The sequence below is a fragment of the Sinomicrobium kalidii genome, from assembly GCF_021183825.1.
GTDB classification, from domain to species: domain Bacteria; phylum Bacteroidota; class Bacteroidia; order Flavobacteriales; family Flavobacteriaceae; genus Sinomicrobium; species Sinomicrobium kalidii.
Genome location: NZ_CP089211.1, coordinates 2,935,842 through 2,961,597, shown reverse-complemented (window position 1 = coordinate 2,961,597; position 25,756 = coordinate 2,935,842). Strand labels below are relative to the sequence as shown.

Here is a 25,756-nt window from a genome sequence, read left to right as displayed (position 1 = left end):
TCTGTTTACAATGCCTTGAAAACTACTTCCGGGGCCAGGGCCTGAAGAACCATTTTACAGAAATATATCAACCATTCCGTAATATCCAGCCCGGTACTGTTTTGATGAAGCGCTTCATAATACTCCTTTTTGTCGTGTTCAATGGTATGGGAAATGGCAATAAGCGTAGGTCTTTGCAAACTTTGGGACAATGCTTTTTCCGAAACAGCACGGCCTATTCTCCCGTTCCCGTCCTCAAATGGGTGAATACTCTCAAAATAGAGATGGGCAATCCCCGCCCGGGTAAGCAGATCGAGGCTTTCGGTACTATTGAACCATGAAATGAAAAGGTCCATCTCTTTTTTCACCTGATGTGAAGGCGGAACCTCATAATGGAGTCCCGGACGATTCACAGGGCCGGATACAATTTGCATGGGATCGTCATGGGTCCTATAGCTTCTTATGTCCAGCAGATCACGACACCCTTTGGCTAACATGGTATGCCATGGGCATAATTGCTCATGGGATAAAGGGGTATGATCATTTTATACAGATCAATCATCATTTCAGAAATTCCCTGCTCAGCCGGTGAAATCCGGCCAGTTTTTATGTTGTCAATTCCATGCCATGGGCTATATCATTTGTATTATAGCTCACTAACTATGGCGTTATCCATATTTCAATCCAAACGCCCTCATGACTAAGGTCATCTCTCCGTTTACCTTTTGCTGATCTCAATGGGAAAGCCCTGTCCCAAAAAACCCATATCTTACTCGAACTAATACTATTTTGCATAGAATAGACAGTATTGTTATGTATCATTCTATCAACGTAACTAACGTGAATAATGTTTAAGAGATTTATTAATAATCTCATTTTCTGTATTTTAAAAACATAAAGTTCGTCACTGCCAGCAAAGCGTCGGCAGTCTCCCGGCGGGTTTTCGCCTGCCTTTGAGCGTATGCTACTTATCTCCGGGAGATTGCCACACCCTGCTTATGGCAGGGTTCGCAAAGACGCCTTTCAGTTATGACTTTGGGAAATACCCAAATGATCACTAATGTATCATCTGTTTATCAGTGATTTATATTTTTACTTATCCATTATTCACGTTAGATATGCTGAACGCAAAACTTTCCGTTGCGAGGAACAAGCTGCTTGCGGAAACCCTGGATGATGAAGATTACCTTAAAATCAAAAAAGAGTGCAAAACGCAGATTGAAAAACTGGAAGAACAATTGGACAAAAGTGGTGTGGAAACCCGGGATATAAACATCAATAAATTGTTGGAGAGCGCATTAAAAGGAATTACAAATATTGGAAAGCTGTACAGTGAAGGGGGAATCCAAACCCGTCGGGATGTCATTGGTTCGATATTTCCCGAAAAAATGGAATTTGACGGAAAAAATTATCGAACCGCTCGCATGAACGTGGTCGCCCATCGTATCTTTCAGATAAACAATGAATTACCACAAAATAAAAACAGGAAAAGCGACCATTTTTATCACTTTTCCTGTCAAGTAGCCCCGCCAAGAATCGAACTTGGATCTAAAGTTTAGGAAACTTCTATTCTATCCATTGAACTACGGGGCCTGCACAAGTGTAGTTTTGATACTACTCAGACAAACAGTAGGTTTAAAACAAAAAAGCAACCGTAAGTTGCTTTATTTTTCTTTGCTCCTCCTCTTGGGCTCGAACCAAGGACCCTCTGATTAACAGTCAGATGCTCTAACCAACTGAGCTAAGGAGGAAAATATTATCAATATTTTTATTTAGAACGTATTTTTTGCTCCCTCTACAGGACTGAACCAAGGACCCTCTGATTAACAGTCAAATGCTCTAACCTCCCGATCCCGATAATTATCGGGACTATCGGGATGAGCTGAGGAGGAAAATATTATCAGTATTACCCGTTATGAACGTTTTTTGCTCCTCCTCTTGGGCTCCCTTCGGCTACGCTCAGGGTAAACTTCTCACCCAAAAGTACTCGATTTGCTCCTCCTCTTGGGCTCGAACCAAGGACCCTCTGATTAACAGTCAGATGCTCTAACCAACTGAGCTAAGGAGGAATAATTTATTTATATTTTTCTTTTAACTTTTCTGCTATCTCCGGATAAAGTTTTAGGTTTTTCACGTAAATCACACTCTTCATCCTTTTGATATGTTTTTCTATTTGTATCGCTTGAGTTTTATTTTCACAAGTAACTGTTAAAAACAATTCCCAATCTTGAGCTTTTTTAGTAAATGACCGTGCGTAAATCCCTTCATTATGCTCTACTAATCGCTTGCTTAAATCGATCGTTTCTCCAATATAAAATCTTTTTAAACTTTCCGAAAAGATTATATATACATAATGCATCTCTAAAAAGCTTTACCATTCAATAAACATATCTTCAGAACATAACTCCCCCCCTGCGAGGCTCGAATCAAGGACCCTCTGATTAACAGTCAGATGCTCTAACCTCCCGATAACTATCGGGATGAGCTAAGGAGGAAAATCACTGCAAAAAAAAGCAGCTATACCTGTTTTTTCACCAGGCGGGTGCAAATATATATAATATTTTTATTTTTTACACCAAATAAAAACGGTTTTTTACAGGGAAACCGCTACTTGAACAACCATCTGTAAATATCGTTACCGTTGGCAAACAGGACCAGGGCCATAAGCAGAAAAAAACCGGCAATTTGTGCATATTCCATAAACTTGTCGCTCGGCTTTCTTCCCGACACCATTTCATACAGAAGGAACATTACGTGTCCCCCGTCAAGTGCAGGGATGGGCAACAGGTTGAGCACACCCAGCATAATGGACAACAGCGCTGTTATTTCCCAGAAGGCCTGCCAGCTCCACGTTTGCGGAAAAAGGTCGAAGATCGCCTTAAACCCGCCTACACCTTTATAAGCCCCTGTTTCGGGGTTAAATATCATTTGTAACTGTTTGCCATAGCTTACCAGCCGGTCTTTTCCCCGTTGCAATCCTTCGGGTATCGATTCCAGCAAGCTGTACTGCTCCCTGCTCACCTGATATATCCCCAGACGCTCCAGGTCGCTATATCCCAGCCTGGGCGCGTAGGAAACTCCCATTTTTCCGGATTCGTTAACAGTGAGGTTTACATTGACCTCTTTATCATTTCGTTTTACCACGGCAGGTACGGTTTGTCCCTTCAGGTCTTCAACTTTAGCTATCACCTGGTCGGCATAGGTCATTTTTTCTCCGTCCAGGCTCACCAGCATATCCCTGGGCTTTACCACCCCGGCATTCGGAGAATCTTCCGAAGCTCCCATGATCACAAAAGGAATACGCAGTTCCATAATGGAAGCACCGCCGCCTTCTTCCCGGCTTTTCATCAGCTGGTTGATAAAGTCAACGGGCATGGCTATTTTCTCCGTGCTACCGTTACGCTCCACCGTTACTTCATTGCTGAGCAGGAGGGGCTCCATAGCACCGTAAAAATCATCCACCGGCTTCCCGTCTATCGAGACCAGTTTGTCCCCGGTACGAAAGCCGACGTCCTCCAGGGCACTGTTCGTTACCCAGATCCCGTCTTTTATATTGTCATTCTTTATATACAGATCGCCATAGGCATAAGCTATACCGATATAGATCAGGAAGGCCAGGATAAAGTTTACCGTTACTCCGCCTATCATGATAATAAGCCGCTGCCAGGCCGGTTTGGAACGAAATTCCCAGGACTGGGGCGGTTGTGCCATCTGTTCCTTGTCCATGCTCTCGTCGATCATCCCGGATATCTTTACATATCCTCCCAGCGGCAGCCAGCCTATCCCGTAGACCGTTTCGCCTATTTTCTTTTTGAACAGGGCAAACTTCACATCGAAAAACAAAAAGAATTTTTCCACCCGGGTCCCGAAAAGCCTTGCGGGAACAAAATGCCCGAACTCGTGCAAAACAATCAGAAGCGAAAGGCTCAACAAAAACTGACTCAGCTTTATAACTATATCCATGGTATTACATTAATCATCTAAAACGCACAAAAGTAATCTTTTCGGTTTACAAATAAAACTTATCACCAAGTAACTCCCCTGGTTTTAAGAATGTTTTAGGTATTACCTTTCATTGCTGTCCGTAAAACGGGGCAGAAAAGATTGTTTGGAGATTGATACCGGCTGCGCCGGAAGATTGATGGAGATTGAAATGCTCAGGCAACATCAGTCTCCCGAACTACCGGAATTCAATCTTCTTCAATCTCTGTCAATCTTTCATAAAAGAAAGTTGATAAATTATGGATAATTTTGTACCGTATACCCTGACCGTACATTACCCGATTTTCTATTTTTACCACATAAATAATCCGTTCAGCATGAAACAATACCACCAACTGTTAAGACATATTTTAGAACACGGAAACGATAAACAGGACCGTACGGGCACCGGGACCCGCAGTGTTTTCGGATACCAGATGCGGTTTGATCTCAGTGAAGGATTCCCCCTGGTCACCACCAAAAAGATACATCTTAAATCCATCATATACGAACTGCTCTGGTTCCTGAAAGGAGAGACCAACGTAAAATACCTGCAGGAAAACGGGGTCCGGATATGGAACGAATGGGCCGCCAAGAACGGCGACCTGGGCCCGGTATACGGCCACCAGTGGCGCAACTGGAACAGTAAGGATATCGACCAGATCTCCGAAGTTATCCACACGCTTAAAAACAACCCGGACAGCCGCCGTATGCTGGTTACCGCCTGGAACCCGGAAGTGATGCCCGATACCTCCGTTTCTTTTGAAGAAAATGTGGCCCGTGGAAAAGCCGCATTACCACCCTGCCATGCTTTTTTCCAGTTTTATGTTGCCAACGGAAAGCTATCCTGCCAACTGTATCAGCGCAGTGCCGATGTATTTCTCGGGGTCCCCTTTAACATCGCTTCCTATGCGCTTTTTACCATGATGATGGCACAGGTATGCGGATATGAAGCCGGGGATTTTGTCCATACCTTCGGTGACGTTCATATTTACAACAACCATATGGAACAGGTCAACCTCCAGTTGAGCCGCGACCCCAGGCCCTTGCCAAAGATGATACTTAACCCTGAAGTAAAGGATATTTTCAGTTTTAAATACGAAGACTTTACGCTTGCGGATTACGATCCGCATCCGCATATCAAGGGGGCGGTTGCCGTATAAGAACGGAATGTGGCCATGTACCAATTAGCTAATACCATCGGATAATGTGATAATGATAGCGGACGTCCCACAATCGGTTAACCCTTTCATATGGAGATTTTAGGATTTTTCAACCAAAAATTGTGTAAATTTGTTATATAACGTGAGTTTGATGTATTGAGGATTTCCCGGCACCCCAACCGAAAAGCGTCTTTGCGAACCCTGCCACAAGCAGCTTAAGCCCGCCCTGAATTTACCGAAGGGCGCACAGTGACGTTTAGACTATTGACTTATACCGAACTGATATTACACGAATCTTATGTGGTTTAAAAGCAAAAAAACAGAAAAGGTTAACGAGGAACAGTACGAACTCCTGAAAAATGCCGAGGCACGGATCCGGCAGAAGAAAAGACTGTACAATCACTTTGTGATCTTCCTCATAGGGAGTATTTTCCTCATTATCGCCAACAAGGTCCTGAAGTATGGCGAACAGTATAACTGGTTTGTCTGGGCCATCACTTTCTGGGCGTTTTTATTTGTCGTCCACTTTTTTAATGTCTTTGTCACCCACAAATTCATGGGAAAAGAATGGGAAAAGGTCCAACGCGAAAAGCTGGTTCAGAAACAAAAGGCAAAGATCGCCAAAATGGAAAAGGATGTGGAACAGGAGTTCCTGGACTCCGACCTGAACAAAACAGAATAAATGTGTCGATTCGTCAATGTGCCAATCAGCCAATGTTAATTATCAAATTGGCACATTATCAAACTGGCTAATTAAAATAAAAACATGGTGACCATCATAGCCGCCGCTGCAGAAAACAATACCCTGGGAAAAGACAACGACCTCGTATGGCACTTACCGGACGATTTTAAACGGTTTAAAAACCTCACAACCGGGCATCACATCATCATGGGCAGAAAGACCTTTGAAACCTTTCCCAGGCCCTTACCCAACCGCACTCATATTGTCGTAACCCGTCAAAAGGATTACCGCAATGCGGGATGCATTACCGTACACTCGGTAGAAGAAGCCTTAAAACTTGCCCGGGGAGACGACCAGCCTTTTATTATAGGAGGCGGGGAAATATACCGGCTGGGTATGCCCCATACCGATAAGATAGAACTCACCCGTGTACATGCCAATTTTGAGGGCGATACGTTCTTCCCTGAAATTGATCCGGAGCAGTGGGAATTAACCGCTTCAGAATACCATCCCGGAGATGAAAGGCATAAATATGACTTTACTTACCTGACTTATATAAAGAAGTCCCGTTAAAGGCAAGGTGGCAGTCTCCTGGCTGGTATGCGTATACCATTGGAGGTGTGTTGCCAGCCTGATGAGATTGCCACGCCCAAGGGCTGGCAAAGACGTGTACTTGTTATGTTTTGGAAAAACACCCACATCAAAAAAGAGCACCACCGTCACCCCCCCGTTATCAGCAAATATACAACGTCCAAAAGGAAAGCGTCTCCCGATCCCGATAACCATCGGGACCATCGGGAACGAGGAACCCTTCGGCAAGCTATTAGTTTAGCCGAAGTGTCGAAGCAAAAATTCCAAACCGCAGATGTAATTTTGAAACCTTTTGGATTTACAGCATTTAAGCAGTATTCACATCACCTTTTTACTCCACCGTGACCGATTTGGCCAGGTTCCGCGGCTGGTCTACATTACAGCCACGCATCACCGCAATATGGTAACTCAGTAACTGTAACGGTATGGTCGTTATAAGCGGGCTCAGGGCGTCCGTAGTTTCCGGGATCTCTATCACATGGTCGGCCAGCTCCCTCACCGTCGTATCCCCTTCCATCACCACCGCAATGATCTTCCCTTTCCTGGACTTGATCTCCTGGATGTTGCTCACCACCTTTTCATAATGCCCGTTCTTCGTGGCTATGATCACCACGGGCATTTGTTCGTCGATCAGGGCGATGGGACCGTGTTTCATTTCCGCAGCAGGATACCCCTCTGCATGGATATACGATATCTCCTTTAATTTCAGCGCCCCCTCCAAAGCTACCGGGAAATTATACCCCCTGCCCAGGTAAAGGCAGTTAGGGGCTTCCTTATACAACGAGGAAATATATTTTACATGATCGTCATTCTTTAAACACTCCGCTACCTTTACAGGGATCGCTTCCATTTCGGTCAGGTAACGCTGCAATGCCGTCCTGGAGATCGTCCCTTTAGCCGAGGCCAGCTTCAGGGCCATCAATGTCAGTACCGTGATCTGGGTGGTAAAGGCCTTGGTCGAGCCACTCCGATCTCGGGTCCGGCATGCGTATAAGCTCCCGCATGGGCTTCCCGCGCGATCGACGAGCCCACTACATTACATACCCCGAACACAAAAGCGCCTTTCTCCCTGGCCAGCTTTATTGCCGCCAGCGTATCGGCCGTTTCTCCCGACTGTGAGATCACGATCAGCACATCCCGTTCGGTAATGACAGGGTTGCGATACCGGAATTCTGAGGCATACTCTACCTCTACGGGTATCCGGGCCAGGTCTTCGAAGATATACTCCGCCACCAGCCCTGCATGCCACGAGGTCCCGCAGGCCGCTATCAGTATCCGGTCGGCACGGAGGAACTTCTCCAGGTTGTCCTCCATCCCTGCCATCTTTATAAGGCCTTCGTCCACACGTAACCGCCCGCGGTAGGTATCCCGTATCGCCTGGGGCTGTTCGTAGATCTCCTTCAGCATAAAATGGGCATAGCCGCCCTTTTCGATCTGTTCCAGGTTGAGTTGTAGTTCCTGCACATAGGGGTCTACCAGCGAGTCGTCTTTTATCTTTCTGACCTTGACCGTCTTGCCTCTTCTTAAAATGGCCATTTCCTCATCTTCCAGGTATATGGCATTGTTGGTATATTCGATAAAGGGGGAGGCATCCGAAGCCACGAAAAATTCATCTTCACCGATACCGATGGCCAGCGGACTGCCCAGCTTGGCCGCCACAAGCTCATTGGGCTTGGTCCGGTCAAAAACCACAATGGCATACGCTCCGTGCACCTGGTTCAGGGCGATCTGAACGGCTTTGCCCAGCTTCAGGTCGTGGTTCTTCTTTACATCTTCGATCAGGTTCACCAATACTTCGGTATCCGTATCGGAGGTAAAGGTGTATCCTCTTTTGGTCAGCTCTCGGCGAAGCGGTTCATAGTTTTCAATGATCCCGTTATGGATGATCACAAGGTCTCCGGAATTGGAATAGTGCGGGTGGGAATTCACATCGTTGGGCTCCCCGTGGGTGGCCCATCGGGTATGGCCTATGCCAAGGGTACCTTCCAGGGCAATTCCGCTTTTGGCTTTGGCTTCCAGGTCGGCCACTTTTCCCTTGGTCTTGGATAACCGGATATCCGATCCGTCATAAAGTGCTACACCTGCACTGTCATAACCTCTGTACTCCAGGCGTTTAAGCCCCTTGATCACCACGGGATAGGCCTCCCGGTGGCCAATATAACCTACGATTCCACACATTTTTTCCTGTTTTTTTTTATTAAGATTCGGGTATTTATTTGACTTTCATCAGTATAAAACGGAGAATCATCAGATCAGGTTTCGGTTTCTTTTAAATCTTTATCCCATGCAGCACAAATACATCTTTTACCCCCTGTACTTTTACAAAAAACCGGATCAGGATATCATAAAAACCCTATCCTTTATATTTCTTCATGATCCGTTTCCACCAGGGTTTGGTTTCCTGGCCGTAACCGTAGCCATAACCATAGCCATAGCCCTTTTTGGAATCCGAATCGTTGACCAGCATCGCCATATTGGGCAGGCGTTTTTCCTTGTAAAGGTTTTCCGGGATGGCCAGCAGGCGTTTATCCAGGTAACCGGCACGGCATACATAGACAAAGACATCGGCATATTTGCTGATCAATAAAGTATCCGTTACCAAACTTACCGGGGCGGTATCCACTACAATATAATCGTATTTATCTTCCAGGTCGGCAAACAGATTTCCTACCTTACCGCTCATTAACAGCTCGGCCGGGTTAGGGGGTATAGCCCCGGAAGTAAGTATATCCAGATGATCAAAACCTTCCTTGTCAAATTTAAAGATCATGCCTTCCACATCGGTTTCCCCGTTGGTCAGGTAATTCGTAAGGCCACGGGAATGCGGGAATTCCACATATTCCGTAAGCTTGGGGTTCCGGATATCCATCCCTACGATCAATACTTTTTTACCGGAAAGTGCTAAAGTTCCTGCCAGATTGATAGAAACAAAAGTTTTTCCTTCCCCGGCCACCGTAGAGGTCACAAAGATCTTTTTGGCCTTATCACCTTCTACATTGGCCAGCATAAAGTCCAGGTTGGTCCGTAAGATACGGAACGCTTCCGCCGCACTGCTCCGGCTGTCCATGGAGATGATCTCTTCGTTACTTTGGGATTTGGGAATATCTCCAAGGAAAGGCACGGTAAGTTTACCTTCGATATCCTTACGCCCCTGTACTTTGGTATCCAACAGGTCTTTTAAATAAATGACCCCGAACGGGATCAGAAGCCCCAGGACAAAAGAACCCAGCAATACTATTTTTTTCTTGGGAGAAACCGGGTCTTCCGGGCCGTAAGCCGCATCAATGATCTTTGCATTAGGGGCGGTTACCGCAAGGGAGATCGCCGTTTCTTCCTTTTTCTGAAGTAAATAAAGATACAACGTTTCCTTGATCTGTTGTTGCCTTTGAATGCCCCGGAATACACGTTCCTGTTCCGGTACCGCCGATATTTTAGAGCTCAACAGCTTCTCCTGTCGCTTCAGTTCATTCAGCGATATTGTCTGGGAAGACTTAAGGTTACCCAGGGTTTCCCTGATGGTTTGCCGCAGTTCGGTTATCTGCCCGTCCAGGTTGATGATCGTCGGATGGTTTTCCGTGGAACTCTTTAACAGGCGGTTACGCTCCTGTACCAACCCGTTATACTCCATAATAAGGGGACCGGTGTTACCATCGTCCGGGCCTATATTGGCAGGGATAAGACTGCTGTTGTCATTATTCCTGTTCAGGTAATCGATCAGGTAATTGGTCAGTTGCAACTTCGTTTCCGCTTCCACAGCCCGCTTTTCGTAATCACTGGCACTCCCTAAAGCGATTTCCGCCTCTGAAGTAATATCTGTCAACTTGTTTGACTGCTTAAAGCTTTCGGCATCTTCTTCCACATCCCCCAATTGCCTTTCAATTACTTTTAGCCGTTCATCGATAAAATCCGCCGTATTTTTAGACACCAGGTTTTTGTCTGCAACTACATCCTCATTATATTGCCGGATCAGACCATCTAATATATCCTCCGCTTTTTCTTTTACGGGATCATTCAGACTTAACTGTATAACACTGGTATTTTTGTTGACCAGCGAAACCTGTAAACGATCCTGATAATTCAGGGTTACCTTATCCAGCGGACGAATCACCATCACCACAGATCTACCCGCTACGTCTTTTTCTTCAAAATGTGGAATTACGGTTATATTTCCCATGGCAGACGCCACATTTTCACCAAAAGCATATTCTCCCTTATTCTCCCCCTCACTGTCAAGCAAGGCAAAACGGGTATCCGATTTTATATGTACCGTAAAGGTGGTATCCATTTTATAAAGCACAGAATCGGCTACGGAAAAATTAATCTTTACCGGGCTGTTCCCGTACACTTCGGAAGTTTTAATACGTCCCTTCGTAAAGTATGAAATATTCAGGTTACGCTGCCGGATCACATTTTCCATCAGGGTCCTGGACTTCAGCACCTCAATTTCATTATCCACACTATTGGTCGCATTTCCGAACAATAACCCCATGTCCTCAAAAGCAGACATTTCGGAAGACATCCCTCCCGACTTATCATCCTTGATCATGATAGTAGCCGAGACGCTGTATTGCGGTGTAGCATACCTGAGGTACAAAAAAGCAGCAGCCACACACAAGACTACTCCCAGTACAAACCATTTCCAATGAATAAGGTAACTCTCCAACTGGTCACGAAGATTGATCTCTTCTTCCCCCGCGGGATGTATGGGCTGTATTTGTTCGTTTGATTGCATTATATATTATGATATTATCGGGTCAGTACTGAAATAAGGGCTATGATTACAGAGGCTATAGAGATCACCACTGTAGCGTTCCGATTATAGGTAGAAGATTGTACCTGGGCCTTGTTTGGCTCCACATAGATCACATCATTCTGCTGTAAATAATAATAAGGCGATTCGAGGACATCTTTTTTGGTAATATCCACCCGGGTATAGGTCTTTTCCCCGTTCTTATCGCGGATCACCAGTATATTATCTCTTTTACCATATACGGTAAGATCTCCGGCCAACCCCAATGCCTCCAGGATGGTAATGCGTTCATTAGGAATAGTATATGAACCCGGCCGGGCCACTTCACCAAGTACGGTCACCTTATAGTTCATAATCCGTATGTTCACAATAGGATCCTTAACATAGTGGGATATCTTTTTCTTTAACAAGTTAACCGCTTCATTACGGGTCAACCCTCCCAGCTTTACCGGCCCAATAACCGGGAATTCTATTTTTCCCTTATTATCTATAAGATAGGTTTGATATTGCGCCCTCCCGGCCGCCATTCCATCCGTCCCCATATAGGCCACGGCCGGTAAATTAAAAGGCATGGCCATTTCCGTATCAAAAGCAGATACCGTAATAGTCAGCAGGTCATCCGGCTGTAAAACCGGATCATATATGACTTTACTGGCCAGTTTATCAATCTCCTCGATATCCTGGAAATACACGATATCCTTCCGGGAGGCGCAGGAAGTCATCAGAACAATACCAAAAAGCATCAGGAAAAAAGCAGGGGTATGGCAAGGTATTAAACGTTTTATCATCATCTGTCGTTTATATCTCTTCTTTTTTAACGCCCTAACAGGGCAAAGCGTATATTTAGTGCTGCAAATATAACATTTGCGAGTTAAATTTACCGGCGGATGCTACAAATTTACTTTTTTCACTATCATCAAATGGCCAGCTGTATAAAAATCCTTTTTATCCCCACCATTTCAACTGTGCTTAATATAGTGCCCAAAGGGAGCCGGAATTTTTACTTCCGGTTTTATAAAGCCTTTTTATATACACACTTAATTAAAAGGGATAATACCCGGTGAAAGAAGATTTGTTACACCCACCTTATATATTCACTAATTTATAAAGATTACCCGGAGAACCCTACCCGGTGTTTCCCGGTACCGTATAGTTTCTTTTTCTCCTTGTCAGCCATATCTTCAGCAAGGATGGTCGGTTCTGACGGGGATGGCTCCGTACTACCCTTGTTATCCAGGGATTCAAACAAAGAGTTCATGCTTTTGTATTCGGGGACCAGGTTTTTCATGTATTTTACCGTTTTGTCATTTTTATATTGCTTGGCGGTTTCAAAAATGGAGCGTATGGTTTTATTAACATAGTCGTAATCGTCGATAGTTTCGGTTGCAATCATGATCTTTTCGTGGTGGGTGGGCAGGGTCTTTGCCTTGTCGCTTAACAGTTCTTCATAGAGCTTTTCCCCCGGTCGCAGCCCGGTGACTTTTATTTCGATATCTTCTTCGGGGATAAAACCGGCCAGGCGGATCATTTTTGTGGCCAAATCCATGATCTTTACGGCCTCGCCCATATCAAAAATAAAGATCTCCCCGCCTTTCCCCATGGCCCCGGCTTCCAGTACAAGGCGGCAGGCTTCGGGAATGGTCATAAAATAGCGGATAATATCCGGGTGGGTAATGGTTACAGGCCCCCCTTTAGCGATCTGTTCCTTAAACAGCGGAACCACAGAACCGTTGGATCCCAGCACATTCCCAAAACGCGTAGTGATAAACCGCGTTGTTTTCTTTCCTTTCTCCCTGTTGGAAAAATAGAGCGACTGTACATACATCTCTGCAATACGTTTGGAAGCCCCCATCACATTGCTCGGGTTAACGGCCTTGTCCGTCGATACCATAACAAACTTTTCCACCTTGTGCTCCACAGCCAGGTCGGCCATATTCCGGGTCCCCATAATATTAACAAAAACCGCTTCCGAAGGATTTTCTTCCATCAGGGGCACGTGTTTATAAGCTGCCGCATGATAGACCACCTCCGGGGCAAAGGCTTTAAAAACACGGTCCATCCGTTCGTAATTACGGACATCGGCGATTACGGTTTCATGCTGTATCTCCCCGGAAAGATTATTTAACTCCAGGCGCAATTGATGCAGGGGAGTCTCTGCCTGGTCTACGATAATCAAAAGTTCGGGATCGTATTTCAGTACCTGGCGTACGATCTCACTGCCTATGGAACCCGCCGCCCCGGTAACCAGTACTCTTTTCCCTTTAAGTTCTTTGGAAATACTTTTGTTGTCCAGCACAATCGGCTTTCGTTCCAACAGGTCTTCGATCTGTATGTTCTTGATCTGCCTTGAAAAATCCTGTTCATTTTCCCAGTCGGAGATCAACGGTGCCGTAAACACCTTATACCCGTTCTCCAGGCAGTCGTCTACCAGGGCTATTTTTTCTGCTTTGGTCAGGTATTTGTCCGCAAGGATAACCGCCTGTGCCCCGCGGGCCCTCAGGAGTACGGATATCCGTTTGTTTTTACACAGTATGGGCAGGTCCAGGATACGCTTGCTGGTATTATGCCCGTTTTTATCCACAAAGCCCAGGATCTTAAACCGTGCCGGTTGTTCCGTACGGATAGCATTGGCTACCGATATGGCGTTAGAATCCGCCCCGAAGATCAGTACCTTGGTCTTGTCTGTTTTCCTCGTTTCACTGAAATAGGCATGAAATACCTGTTTTACCACCACCCGGAACAGGAACAGGAAGACAAAGGAGATAATAAAGTACATAAACAACCCGGGAACGAGGAACAGTTTTTCCCCGGTAACCAGGTAGCTGGTATAACTGATCGCCGCCAAAGCTACAAAAGAAGCAAAGGTGGAAAACAGCAATTTTAAACCGTCTATATAGGACGAATAACGTATAAGGCCTGCATACGTCCGGAAAAGGAGAAAAAACACCGTATTTACGCCTACGATCATCAGGAGTTCTTCAAGGCGGGTTAAGCGCGAATAGAAACTAAGGGTCAGCCCCTGGAGCAATACATAAGTCACTATAGCCGCGCATACCAGGATGGCAATATCTATACCCAGTATGATCCATCGCGGCAGGTAACCGATGTTTTTCAGGTCCAGTTTTCTCTTCCCGGGTTGTAATGCCAGCCTGATTCCCCGCCTCAACTTATCCCAACTTAATTTTTTCATATATTACGAAAATTGCCCGATAAAACTCAAAAAGCAAGTAATTTTTGACCTTCAGGACGAATAAAGGTATTAAAAAAATCCCTGCCTTGTTAAAATTAACCTAAAATTCCGGTCTAAATCCCCGAAAAAAGGGATAAACACCTTTTTTATTAGATGTATTTTCTCTCATTAATAAAGTCTGTTTCCTGCGAATATACGGTTTTTTTTCTTTACTTACGTTTCGTTAACGTGAATTGGATGTTACGAAATCACTTTCCACATATTTCTTCTCTACTGTTAAATTCTCAACCAAATATCCACACTTTCCCGGAATGAATCATTTTAACACCTTCTCCCTCCGCTCTATTTAGACCAATAAACAGAAAATATCGGTGATCTCCCTATTGGTTCCGAAAACGGGAAAACACATCCCGGGTATAAAAACGTCATATGCTGAAAATATTGCACCTGTATAAAAAAACACCCTACAAATACCGGTGACATCAATTTCTTTTAAGGTATTCGGAGTATATGCATTATTATCTCAATTTTTACATCAATAATATCATATATGTTTTTTAAGCCTTACAAAGTCCCTCCCTTGTGACGAAGGGAGGTGGCACGACTGAAGTCGTGACGGAGGGTTAGAAAGCCCATACCTCAAGTAAGGCAAAAGTTCAGAGGTAAACCCCGGAACTTAGGGGACCTGGTCAAACTCTCCACTTCACAGAGAAACATCCATACTTTGACAAACTCAGTAGGGCCTTCTGAAGAGGGGAGCTTCCAGCTATTACGAATGATTTTTCATTTTTTTAATCATAACACCAACCGGTTTATGCTGTTATTTATAAACAGTTGTTCCCCGGAGATCGACTCTCTACCGGAACAGGACTCAAAAGTGATATTAATTATAGCCAGCTCGTAAGCATTAATTGCCACGACCTTACTCCAAATTCAGAAATTTCATTATTGCAGCACGAATACGATCCCTGTCTGTATCCGTAAGATTAGATCCGGAAGGAAGACACAACCCCCTGTCAAAAATATCTTCAGCCACTTGCCCTCCATAGTAAGGAGCATTCTTAAAAACCGGCTGCAGGTGCATGGGTTTCCATATAGGCCGACTTTCTATGTTGTCTTCTTCCATGGCCAGGCGCAGGGCTTCGCGTTGCTCAAAACTTTCGGTCAGGATGGCTGTCAGCCAGTGGTTGCAAAAATAATCTTCGCCCGGCTCATTCAACAGAGTAATTCCTTCCACACCGGAGAAGATCTCCGTATAAAACGCATGCATGGCCCGGCGTTGTGTTACCCGTTCCTTGAGTACTTCCATCTGACCCCGGCCTATCCCGGCGCAAATGTTGCTCATCCTGTAGTTATACCCTATGTGGCTGTGTTGGTAATGCGGCGCCTGGTCCCTGGCCTGTGTAGCCAGAAACACCGCTTTTTTCTTTAAATCTTCATTCGGGCATACCAAAGCCCCTCCACCCGAAGTTGTAATGATCTTATTTCCGTTAAACGACAAAATAGCCAATTCTTCGAAAGTCCCGCAGTTTTTCCCTTTGTATGTACTTCCCAAGGCTTCCGCCGCATCTTCTATTACAGGTATTCCGTATTTCTCTGCTACAGCTTTTACCTCATCTACTTTATAAGGCATCCCGTAAAGATGCACTGCAATAATAGCTTTTGGCTTGTTCCCCAGCGCTATCCTGGCTTTTATAGCATCTTCCAAAGCATTGGGACATATATTCCAGGTATCCGGTTCGCTATCCACAAAAACAGGAGTAGCGCCCTGGTATACAATAGGGTTTGCCGAAGCCGAAAAGGTCAGGCTCTGGCAGATCACTTCATCTCCGGCTTCAACGCCCGAAAGGATCAGCGCCAGGTGCAGGGCCGCAGTACCGGCGCTTACCGCCGCCACCTTTTTTTCTTCTCCCAAAAAGCTTTCCAGGTCGGCCTCAAGGCCATTGACGTGAGGCCCCAGAGGGGCCACCCAATTATCGTCAAACGCTTCTTTTACATATTTTTGCTCCGTGCCTCCCATGTGGGGGGAAGAGAGCCAGATTTTGTCCTTTCCCATAATTGTGCTTTTATTTTAAGAATCCATATAATTAAAACACAGTTTTAAGTATATATCCAATATCTTTTAACAAGCTGTAATTTTCGATATATTCCAGATTTATCCTTACTTTCTCCGGCCAGATGACTTCCCGATTGTATTTCTCCGGATTTTTTTGAGCAGCTAAAATTTCCTCTTCATTCTTAAACTTAATACTTGCCGGTCCGGTTATTCCCGGTCTTATACTCAGTAACAACCGATCTTTACCCTCAAGTTTATCTGCATAACCGGGAACATCCGGGCGGGGGCCTACAAAACTCATATTCCCCACAAGAACGTTCCAAAGTTGGGGAAGCTCATCAATCTTGGTTTTTCTCCAAAAACGTCCGGTTTTGGATATACGGGGATCTTTATCCGTCGTAACAGAAGTATTTACTCCTGTTACAGGACGCATACTTCTTATCTTTATCACCTTAAACAACTGACCATCTTTTCCAACCCGTTCCTGCTTAAAAAAACCACTTAGCCCCGTATCTATATAAGCCAATAAAGCAGCAACAACTATAAGCCACCACAAAAACAACAATCCGAAAAACGAAACCACTACATCAAAAGTTCTTTTCTGAAATCGCTGGTATCCCGTCATTATTTTTCTATTTTACCGTATATATCAGCCATTACCGGCTCAACAATCCCGTTCAGTTTTTCCAGATCATCCGGGCTTATGTGTTTTATATAATTTCCGATACTTCTGGCAGATACCTTGGCCACCGAATCTTTAACTTCTTCTTCTGCTACTTTAACTCCAATAAAATCCATTACCCTTATCATCTGCTCCATTGGGTTGCTCACAAAAGTTTCATAATTCATCATATGTACCCTGTCAGAATCAATTTGAGACAGGTCTTCATAAGCAGTTTTCACACACGCTGCCCATTGTTTACCACACACCTCTATTAAGGAATCCTTTTGAAGATCTTCCATCATACCCGGGTAAATCGGTCCCCAAAAAGCCAGTCGTTTTTCACTGGAAAAAAATTTCTTTATCCGGTTGATAAAATAACGGAAGCCATAATAAGGAATATCACTCACAGGCACGTATTTAACCTTTTTCCATATATATTTAAGTTCCAGGGACGCCGTCCAACGTTGCTTTGCCGAGCTGGCAACATCCCTACCGTCCCGTATCAAAAAAATATATTTCGCACCGGGAAAAATAGCCTCTATAAAAGGCACTTTTAAACTGCTGGCACAGGTTTTTTCCACCACACATTCTGCTTCGGATTTCCGTTGAAAACTCTCAAATGCTCCTTTTATATACTTTCTCACTGCCGGCCGGGCGTCCTCTGCGGTAAACCGGTCTGTATTTTTGGCAATATTTCCATGACGCCAAATATAATTGATCTCGTCACAGGGCCAGGTTTCAAACCCTTGCATAGAACAGATGCTGTCCCTTAAAATATTGGTTCCGGAACGGCCGGCGCCTATGATAATAATAGGAGGATTTTTCATTGTTTTAATATTTCAAAAAACGCTTTTTCTAATTTTTCAGTGCTCGCAACGATTGAAAGGTTATTATCATAATATTCGATACCCTTTTTACCCATATTTTCTCTCTCATTCATATTCAAATGATACAGTTCTTCCAGTTTTCGTTTTAAATCATTTACATCCTGAGGTTCAAATAAAAAACCCGCACCCGATATTTTAATAATTTCCGCCGCATTTCCCTTTAATCCCATAAGAATAGGTTTCCCAGTTCTTAAATAGGATAATATTTTAGAAGGAATTGTTATTTCAAACAAATCGGTGTTTTTTAAATGAACCAACAAAGCATCTGCCGAATTCAAATACTTGGTCACTTCTCCTCCATCTACTCGCTCAATAAATTGAACGTTATGCAATTCCAGCTGTTTTCGCCTATTTTTTAGCCGCGCTTCATCAGCACCTCCACCCAGCAGTGTAAATTGAATATTGCTATTACCTTCTTGTTTTAATTGTTGTGCCACTTCCAAAACAATGTCAAGTGCCTGAACAACTCCAAGATTTCCGGCGTACAGCACATGGAATTTATCTCGGGGAAAATAGTTTTCCTTAAGTTGTTCATCCAACTCTTCCTCACTGTATTTATCTCTGCTCCAATTTGGAACAAACGAAATTTTATATTCCGGCACGCCTTTTTCAATTAATCGCTGCTTAAACCCCGGTGTTGCGACTGTTATTTTAGAAGCTTTTCTATAGTTAAAGCTACACCAGACATTAATCAACTTTAAGAGCCTTTTGTTTTTCATCATCCCCGATACAGCTACGGTTTCAGGCCATAAATCATTAATATCATAAACAAAGGGAACTCCTCTGAACCATTTAAAAACTATTGCAGGGATCCCTACGGGGATGGCGCCCTGGTATACAAAAGCTACATCAGGCCTTTTCACTAAAAAAGGGCCCAATAAAGATGCTGAAAAAGCATAAGAAAGGTAATGAAGCATCCGTTTCATTCCATTGTCACTTTGGCTCGGATATATAGGAACACGTATTACCTCTATACCTTCCATGACCTCCCGTTGCCAAAGCTTCTGTCTATAGCCTTCATAAATTTTCCCTAACGGATATGACGGAAAACCGGTAAGCACCTGCACCTTATGCCCTCTTTTTTTCAATTCTTTGGCAAAGTCTAAACTTTTTGCTGTTGGCTCCGGGTTAAATAATTGCTTTATGAATAAGATCCTCATACTTTATTTATTCACTCCAGACCACGCGTTTCACATAATCCGTATAACTCAAAATGATACGCACTACTTTTTCCGAAACATTGGGCATTGAGTAATCTGTTACCTGGCGGTAGTTTCTATCCCTTCCTATTTTCTGTTGTTGAACCTGCACCAATCCCTGAAGTATTCGTTCCGGCTTTAAGCCCACCATCATTACCGAAGCCTCTTCCATGGCTTCCGGACGTTCATGTGCCTGACGGATATTTAAAGCGCGGAAATTTAAGATCGACGACTCTTCGGAGATCGTTCCCGAATCTGACAATACCGCATAGGAACGCATCTGTAATGCATTGTAATCGTGAAATCCAAGCGGTTTGAGGAATTGGATCTCAGGGCGTGTCTCACTTCCTATCTTCTCAATCATATTCCTCGTACGCGGATGTGTAGAGACAATTACCGGGTACCCGTATTTTTCGGCAATGGTATTCAATGATTCCATCAGGCCCCTGAAATTCTTTTCCGCGTTAATATTTTCTTCCCTGTGAGATGAGATCACGAAAAATTTACCCTCTTCCAGCCCGAGTCTTTCTAAAACTCCGGAAGACTGAATCTGTGGCAAATAATGGTTTAAAACCTCAAACATGGGAGAACCTGTTTTGATGATACGGTCGGCAGGCAGCCCTTCCCTTAAAAGGTATTCGCGGGCAATATCCGAGTAGGTCAGGTTGATATCGGCCGTATGGTCAACAATTTTACGGTTGGTCTCTTCCGGGACCCGTTGGTCAAAACACCTGTTTCCCGCCTCCATGTGAAAAACAGGAATATGGCGTTTCTTGGCCGGAATGGCACATAAACACGAGTTGGTATCACCCAGGACCAAAAAGGCATCGGGCGCTAACTCCTCCAGTAAAGGATCTATTTTTATCAAAATATTCCCCACCGTTTCTGTCGCATTTTTTCCGGCAGCCTCTAAAAAATAGTCCGGCTTTCTTATCCCCAGGTCTTCGAAAAAAACCTGATTCAATTCATAGTCATAGTTCTGCCCGGTATGTACCAGGGTATGCTCTACGGCTTCAGAATGGTCCAGTGCGGCTAAAACCCGGGACAAACGTATAATTTCGGGCCGGGTACCCACTACCGTCATTACTTTTAGTTTTTTCATGTATTTAAAAGAATAATTACTTTTACAAACTTCTTTTCTCTTTTACCTTCATTGGTCCGGGAAGCCAGAAGTCAAATTTCAAGAGCCCTTATCAAACTTCTTCAAAATAGGTATCAGCATCTTCCGGGTCATACGGCTCATTGATCCAGAAATTGGTATAGAGCACCTCATCTCCGATATTCTTTATGTTGTGTGTATACCAGATAGGCATGTCCACATAAGCGGGTTCGTCTCCGTCCAGGTAAAAATCATAAACCTCATCTGTTCCTATCTTTCGCAGTTGAATCAGGGCCTTTCCCTTGATCACGGCAAACCGCTCAACCTTCCTGGTATGATAGTGGTTCCCCCTGGTAATCCCGGGAACGGTGGTTGAAAAAGATACCTGTCCGCCAACACCCAGGCGTATGATTTCCACAAAAGATCCCCTGTCATCCGTATGCTGCGTAAACTTAACAGGGAAATGGTTCTTATGATCAATATAACATCGGAAAGTATTGAATAAGTTAAGTTCAAAGGTTGAGTTAATTTCAGGGATCTCCCCTTTTTCAAAATATTTCTCCTTATAAAGAGTTAACAATGAAAATACTTCTGAAACCTTAACAGAGGCCGTGTGTGAAACCTGATGCGAAAAATTGTTTTTACCTTCTCTTATTTGCCCGATCATCTCTTCGACCAGCTCACCTACGTATATTAAATTCACCTTTCCGTCATTGTCAATTCCCGGGGTCTCGCCATGTGTCAATTGATAACAAAATGTGGCTATAAAGGAATTATAATAAGGCTGACCAAACGGGCCAAAAACGTTGGGAACGATCATTCCTGAAAAAACTCCACCCGATCTTTCCGCCCAGTTTATCAATAACTCTCTTCCTTCCCTTTTGGATCTGCCGTAAAGGTTATCTCTTTCCTCCTGAGAAGATGAGGAGAACAGTACATGGGCTTTTGAAGCTGTTCTTTCCAGCGAAGCGATAAGTTGTTTTACCAGCCTGACATTGGTCTCATAAATAAAGCCCTGGCTCTCATGGCGGTTCATCGCCGCAAGATGTATGACGACATCACATTGCCGCACAAATTCGTCTAGTTTTTCAGGGGTTTCGAAATATTCTTTTTTGAATTCAATTCTTTGGAATTCTTCGGAGTATAGTCCCAATGTATGGTAAAGGTGCCCCCCTACAAATCCGTTTTGTCCTGTTATACCTACTTTTATCATAGCAATATATTTGTCAAATATGGTATATGTATCCGTTAATCTTTAAAATAATCTACATCATAGCGATATTCATCCTTGACTTCCCCTAAAGCGTGATCCGCCATAACCAGTAATTTTGAATCATCCTCCAGGGCCTGAATACTGCTGATATATCCCGGGGGAACGGATAAAATATCCATCTCCTTCCCTTGAAGTAAAAACACCTGCTGTTGTAAGTTTTTCGAAGGAGACTCCCAGTCGTTGACCCTGATCAGTTTTACTTCGAAAGCCCCGTTTATTGCGGAAAACCACCGGCGTTCTATCTTATGGCCCTGCCAAGCCCTTATAAATTTACTGTCGATATTTTTAATGGTATATATCCTCTTTACCGGAAGCGCATCAAAATCATTATTAAATTCCAGCTGGCCCCGTTCGTCTTCATAATGTCCTCCCCTGATCAACACAGGTAATTCCATGATTTACGGTTTTATTGTATTTCTGTCGATGTTTCCGAACCAAATGCCTGCTGCTGTACAATGGGAAGCTTTAACAACAGTTGTTTCATCCCCTCCACATCCTGCTGTTCGGTATTATGAGAATTATAATCTTCTATCTCCGAAATAGCCTGTTCGCCTTCCGAAAAATATTGCGCATAATTCAAATCCCTGTTATCTGCGGGAATACGATAAAAATTCCCCATATCTTCGGCCTTGATCATCTCTTCCCTCGTGCAAAGTGTTTCATACAGCTTCTCCCCGTGTCGGGTTCCTATAACCTTTACTGGGTTTTCGGCATTGCATATTTCCTTAAGTGCCTGGGCTAGGTTTCCAATGGTCCCCGCCGGGGCCTTATTGACAAACAAGTCTCCCGGATTCCCGTTTTCAAAGGCAAAAAGCACCAGTTCCACGGCCTCTTCCAAAGACATCAAAAACCGGGTCATCTCCGGATCCGTCACCGTGATAGGGTTACCTTCCTTAATCTGCTTCAAAAAGAGAGGGATCACAGAACCCCGGGAGGCCATGACATTACCGTACCGGGTTAAACAAACGGTGGTTTTCTTCAGATTACGGGATGCTGCAACAGCTACCTTTTCCATCAGGGCCTTGGATATCCCCATGGCATTGATGGGATATGCAGCCTTGTCCGTACTTAAACAGATCACTTTCTGCACCTTGTTATAGGCGGCGGCATCAATAACATTTTGCGTCCCTAATACATTGGTCCTTGTAGCTTCCAAAGGGAAAAATTCGCAGGAAGGGACCTGTTTTAACGCCGCAGCATGAAAAACATAGTCCACTCCACGCATGGCCCGCTCTACACTGTCATAATTGCGCACATCTCCTATATAAAATTTCAATTTAGGGTTATTTAGCGTATTGCGCATCTCATCCTGCTTTTTTTCATCCCGGGAAAAAATCCGGATCTCACTAAAATGATCGGTATGTAAAAACCGGTTTAGGACAGCGTTGCCGAAGGAGCCTGTGCCACCGGTAATTAAGAGTGTTTTATTATTGAACATAGTAATTATTAGATTAGATGCATTTTTTTAGTGCTTCTTTTAAAGAGAACGAAGGGAAAATATAGTTCAAAGATTTCAATCTGGAATTGTCTCCTCTTGTTTCCCAAACTTCATTTTTTCTATAAGGCAGAAGCGTTGTATATTGAAACTCTTCACCAGTTATTTTTTCAAATTCTTCTACTATTTCAATCATTTTTATTGCTTTTCCACTACATATATTGAAAACAGAAAAATCTGATTTCTTTGTCACAACCACATTCATCTGAGTCAATAAATCATCTATAAATAAAATATCTCTTGCTTGATCTCCCTGGGTCATTTCAAAAACCTTCCCGGCTTTAAAGGCTTCTATCATTTGACCTATAAAAGTACTACCAGGCATATTTGGCCCAAAGAAATTGAAAATACGAAAAATTTTATAGGGTTTGTTATATAGATCTGAGAATAGTTGTATAGCCTTTTCACAATAAATCTTTGTTAAAGAGTAAGGGGACGCAGAGGTTAAACTACTATCTTCACTAAAGGGCACTCCTTTCCAAGAACCATAAACTTCGGAAGTACTGGCAAAATAAAATCCCCGGTAGGAAATCTTCTGGAGCGCTTTTAGCAAATTGATTGTCCCTTTAACATTAATTTCATATAGGCGGTCATAAATATCAAAATCCCTAGATCGATCAATTATGGAGGCAAAATGGAAAATATAATCCGGTGAAATTCTATTCAAAACTTCTCGAACCAAATTTTCACTGGTCAAATCAAGATGTTCGAGATGAACGGTATCATAATTTTCATTTAGTTTTTTTGCCAGATTATTAAAATTTATATCAATCAAAAAAAGTTGACAATTTTTATGCAGATAAAATTCGGCAAGCTTGGAGCCCAGGTATCCTCCACCTCCAGTTATAACAATAATATCTCCGGATGTTATTGTATTGCCCATGTTACTTCTTCATTTATTGCATCCGCAATATATTTCTCCAAATGGTCTTCTGAAAGTGTATTGTCTTGCAGGTAATATTCTTGAAACCATTCAATAGTATATTTTACCGTTTCCTGAAAGCCCCATATAGGTTTCCATTGAAGCAATTTATTGGCCTTAGTGCTATCTAACATAAGGAAATTGGCTTCTGGCAAATGTTCTTTTTGATCTATTTCATAGCTAATATCTTTCCAGTATTGGTTCGCTGCTTTTACCAAATTCAATACACAAACATTACTTTCATTATTGGGTCCAAAATTCCAAGCACCCGAATATTGAATATCTCCTTCAAGCATTTTTTGACCAATATTCAAATACCCGCTTAACGGCTCCAACACATGTTGCCATGGCCTTGTGGCCTTAGGATATCGTATAAGAAGGGACTCATTTTTTGAAGCAGATTTTACCATGTCCGGAATGATCCTGTCTTTTGCCCAGTCTCCACCACCTATAACATTTCCAGCTCGAACACTGGCAACTATTGTATGATGTGATTTTCCAAATTCACTTTCAGGAAAATAAGAATTCCGGTAAGCCGCAGTTACTAATTCTGCACATCCCTTCGAAGAACTATAGGGGTCTTTACCTCCCATCGCTTCATTTTCCCGATAACCCCAGAGCCACTCTCTATTTTCATAACATTTATCGCTTGTTACGACAACGACACCCTTCAAATTTTCAATTCTTCTCGCTGCTTCCAATACATTAATAGTCCCCATGATATTGGTGAGGTAAGTATTATAGGGATCCTCATAAGATAACCGAACCAATGGTTGAGCCGCTAAATGAAAAATTAAATCCGGCTTTATCTTTTCAATTAAAGCAGTCAGTACCTCCTTATGAGTTATATCCAAAATATGGGATTCATATTCCAAATTCAATAACCCGATATGATTTGGTGAGGTATTTGGTTCCAGTGCGACCCCATGAACAGTAGCACCCATTTTTTTAAGCCAAAGGGTCAACCATGACCCCTTAAAGCCAGTATGGCCCGTGACAAGTATTTTTTTACCTTTATATTTATTTTTGAACAAAGATTCTATTTCCATAACTTCCATGGGGCTTTATTGTTGTTCCAAAGTTCTTCCAACTGATTTTTATCCCTTAACGTATCCATGGGTTTCCAAAAATCATAATGGTTAAAAGCATAGAGTTTATTGTCTTTCGCTAAATTTTCCAGGGGAGATCTTTCCCATATGGTTTCATCTCCCTTATCGATATAATCCAGAACATCAGGTTCACAAACAAAAAAACCTCCATTGATCCAAGCCCCGTCACCCTTGGGTTTTTCCATAAAATGATTAACCCGTTGCGTGGTTTCATCAACATCCAAAGCACCGAACCTGCCTTCCGGTTGAACGGATGTCATCGTAATGGATTTTCCATGTTCCCGATGAAAGTCCAAAAGCTTATTAATATTAACATTGCTTAGCCCATCACCATAGGTAAGAAAGAAAGGTTCATTATTGATATATTCTTTTGCTCTTTTGATACGGCCTCCTGTCAATGTGTTTAGTCCTGTGTCCAAAATTGTGATTTTCCAAGGCTCACTTTTGGAATTCAGGACCTCCATACTATTGTCGGTCAAATCAATTCTCACATCCGACTGATGCAAATAATAATTTGAAAAATATTCTTTTATGACATAGGCTTTATAACCTCCCAAAATCACAAAATCATTATATCCGTAATGCGAATATATTTTCATGATATGCCAAAGAATAGGTTTATCACCTATTTGAACCATTGGTTTGGGGATAGTTGCCGTTTCCTCACTTAATCGTGTTCCGAAACCGCCTGCTAAAATTAGTACTTTCATAGTCGT

At 43.3% G+C, this 25,756-nt stretch carries 19 protein-coding genes, 3 tRNA genes and 2 pseudogenes; 3 read left to right on the top strand and 21 right to left on the bottom strand.

Translation table 11 applies throughout. From position 1 onward, the window contains the following. Positions 1–5 precede the first annotated feature (5 nt). The 6 genes and pseudogenes from LS482_RS11845 to rseP form a co-directional block, all read right to left on the bottom strand. Positions 6–500 (bottom strand): annotated as a pseudogene (locus tag LS482_RS11845) (Fic family protein); the annotation flags it as partial. 1,000 nt (positions 501–1,500) lie between these two features. Further along, positions 1,501–1,572, bottom strand: a tRNA-Arg gene (locus tag LS482_RS11840). Between the two features lie 84 nt (positions 1,573–1,656). Beyond that, positions 1,657–1,730: transfer RNA gene (locus LS482_RS11835), tRNA-Asn, on the bottom strand. A gap of 244 nt (positions 1,731–1,974) precedes the next feature. Next, positions 1,975–2,048 (bottom strand) — tRNA-Asn (locus tag LS482_RS11830). A 5-nt stretch (positions 2,049–2,053) separates the two neighbouring features. Next, positions 2,054–2,338 (bottom strand): GIY-YIG nuclease family protein, encoded by a 285-nt coding sequence (locus LS482_RS11825; protein WP_233027739.1) that lies wholly within the window; start codon positions 2,336–2,338, stop codon positions 2,054–2,056. Between the two features lie 248 nt (positions 2,339–2,586). After that, positions 2,587–3,942: an RIP metalloprotease RseP gene (gene rseP, locus LS482_RS11820; protein ID WP_233027738.1), complete on the bottom strand. Its 1,356-nt coding sequence runs from the start codon at positions 3,940–3,942 to the stop codon at positions 2,587–2,589. A gap of 356 nt (positions 3,943–4,298) precedes the next feature. Here rseP and LS482_RS11815 point away from each other — a divergent pair, with 356 nt between their 5' ends. From LS482_RS11815 to LS482_RS11805, 3 genes are all read left to right on the top strand, one after another. Beyond that, positions 4,299–5,123 carry a thymidylate synthase gene (locus LS482_RS11815; RefSeq protein ID WP_233027737.1) on the top strand — a complete coding sequence of 275 codons (825 nt, stop codon included), beginning with the start codon at positions 4,299–4,301 and terminating at the stop codon, positions 5,121–5,123. Between the two features lie 298 nt (positions 5,124–5,421). Further along, positions 5,422–5,805 (top strand): 2TM domain-containing protein, encoded by a 384-nt coding sequence (locus tag LS482_RS11810; RefSeq protein ID WP_233027736.1) that lies wholly within the window; start codon positions 5,422–5,424, stop codon positions 5,803–5,805. A gap of 84 nt (positions 5,806–5,889) precedes the next feature. After that, a complete protein-coding gene (locus LS482_RS11805; protein WP_233027735.1) occupies positions 5,890–6,378 on the top strand; it encodes a dihydrofolate reductase in 489 nt (162 codons plus the stop codon). Between the two features lie 349 nt (positions 6,379–6,727). Here LS482_RS11805 and glmS read toward each other — a convergent pair. From glmS to rfbF, 15 genes and pseudogenes are all read right to left on the bottom strand, one after another. Then, positions 6,728–8,574 (bottom strand): annotated as a pseudogene (glmS, locus tag LS482_RS11800) (glutamine--fructose-6-phosphate transaminase (isomerizing)). Positions 8,575–8,749: 175 nt separating this feature from the next. Beyond that, positions 8,750–11,128 (bottom strand): GumC family protein, encoded by a 2,379-nt coding sequence (locus tag LS482_RS11795; protein WP_233027734.1) that lies wholly within the window; start codon positions 11,126–11,128, stop codon positions 8,750–8,752. Between the two features lie 14 nt (positions 11,129–11,142). Next, the gene (locus LS482_RS11790; protein ID WP_233027733.1) at positions 11,143–11,937 is read right to left on the bottom strand and encodes a polysaccharide biosynthesis/export family protein; all 795 of its coding nucleotides are present in this window, start codon (positions 11,935–11,937) and stop codon (positions 11,143–11,145) included. A 320-nt stretch (positions 11,938–12,257) separates the two neighbouring features. Beyond that, positions 12,258–14,336: a polysaccharide biosynthesis protein gene (locus LS482_RS11785; RefSeq protein WP_233027732.1), complete on the bottom strand. Its 2,079-nt coding sequence runs from the start codon at positions 14,334–14,336 to the stop codon at positions 12,258–12,260. 922 nt (positions 14,337–15,258) lie between these two features. Further along, positions 15,259–16,392 (bottom strand): DegT/DnrJ/EryC1/StrS family aminotransferase, encoded by a 1,134-nt coding sequence (locus LS482_RS11780; protein WP_233027731.1) that lies wholly within the window; start codon positions 16,390–16,392, stop codon positions 15,259–15,261. A gap of 31 nt (positions 16,393–16,423) precedes the next feature. After that, on the bottom strand, positions 16,424–17,017 hold the full coding sequence (locus LS482_RS11775) for a sugar transferase (RefSeq protein WP_233027730.1): 594 nt from the start codon (positions 17,015–17,017) through the stop codon (positions 16,424–16,426). After that, positions 17,017–17,883: a sulfotransferase family protein gene (locus LS482_RS11770; protein ID WP_233027729.1), complete on the bottom strand. Its 867-nt coding sequence runs from the start codon at positions 17,881–17,883 to the stop codon at positions 17,017–17,019. Before LS482_RS11770 ends, LS482_RS11775 begins: the two co-directional genes overlap by 1 nt. Then, positions 17,880–19,103 (bottom strand): glycosyltransferase family 4 protein, encoded by a 1,224-nt coding sequence (locus LS482_RS11765; RefSeq protein ID WP_233027728.1) that lies wholly within the window; start codon positions 19,101–19,103, stop codon positions 17,880–17,882. The genes LS482_RS11770 and LS482_RS11765 overlap by 4 nt, the downstream gene beginning before the upstream one ends. A gap of 7 nt (positions 19,104–19,110) precedes the next feature. Continuing rightward, complete coding sequence (gene wecB / locus LS482_RS11760) at positions 19,111–20,244, bottom strand: non-hydrolyzing UDP-N-acetylglucosamine 2-epimerase (protein ID WP_233027727.1); 1,134 nt, start codon at positions 20,242–20,244, stop codon at positions 19,111–19,113. 91 nt (positions 20,245–20,335) lie between these two features. Beyond that, positions 20,336–21,454 (bottom strand): polysaccharide biosynthesis C-terminal domain-containing protein, encoded by a 1,119-nt coding sequence (locus tag LS482_RS11755; RefSeq protein WP_233027726.1) that lies wholly within the window; start codon positions 21,452–21,454, stop codon positions 20,336–20,338. Between the two features lie 35 nt (positions 21,455–21,489). Continuing rightward, positions 21,490–21,909, bottom strand: coding sequence for a WxcM-like domain-containing protein (locus LS482_RS11750; RefSeq protein ID WP_233027725.1), 420 nt, complete (start codon positions 21,907–21,909; stop codon positions 21,490–21,492). An 11-nt stretch (positions 21,910–21,920) separates the two neighbouring features. Then, on the bottom strand, positions 21,921–22,952 hold the full coding sequence (locus LS482_RS11745) for a polysaccharide biosynthesis protein (protein ID WP_233027724.1): 1,032 nt from the start codon (positions 22,950–22,952) through the stop codon (positions 21,921–21,923). A gap of 13 nt (positions 22,953–22,965) precedes the next feature. Next, on the bottom strand, positions 22,966–23,892 hold the full coding sequence (locus LS482_RS11740; RefSeq protein WP_233027723.1) for an NAD-dependent epimerase/dehydratase family protein: 927 nt from the start codon (positions 23,890–23,892) through the stop codon (positions 22,966–22,968). Continuing rightward, entirely contained in the window at positions 23,877–24,980 is a 1,104-nt protein-coding gene (gene rfbG / locus LS482_RS11735) for a CDP-glucose 4,6-dehydratase (protein ID WP_233027722.1), read from the bottom strand. Before rfbG ends, LS482_RS11740 begins: the two co-directional genes overlap by 16 nt. Continuing rightward, positions 24,971–25,750: a glucose-1-phosphate cytidylyltransferase gene (gene rfbF / locus LS482_RS11730; protein ID WP_233027721.1), complete on the bottom strand. Its 780-nt coding sequence runs from the start codon at positions 25,748–25,750 to the stop codon at positions 24,971–24,973. The genes rfbG and rfbF overlap by 10 nt, the downstream gene beginning before the upstream one ends. Positions 25,751–25,756 lie beyond the last annotated feature (6 nt).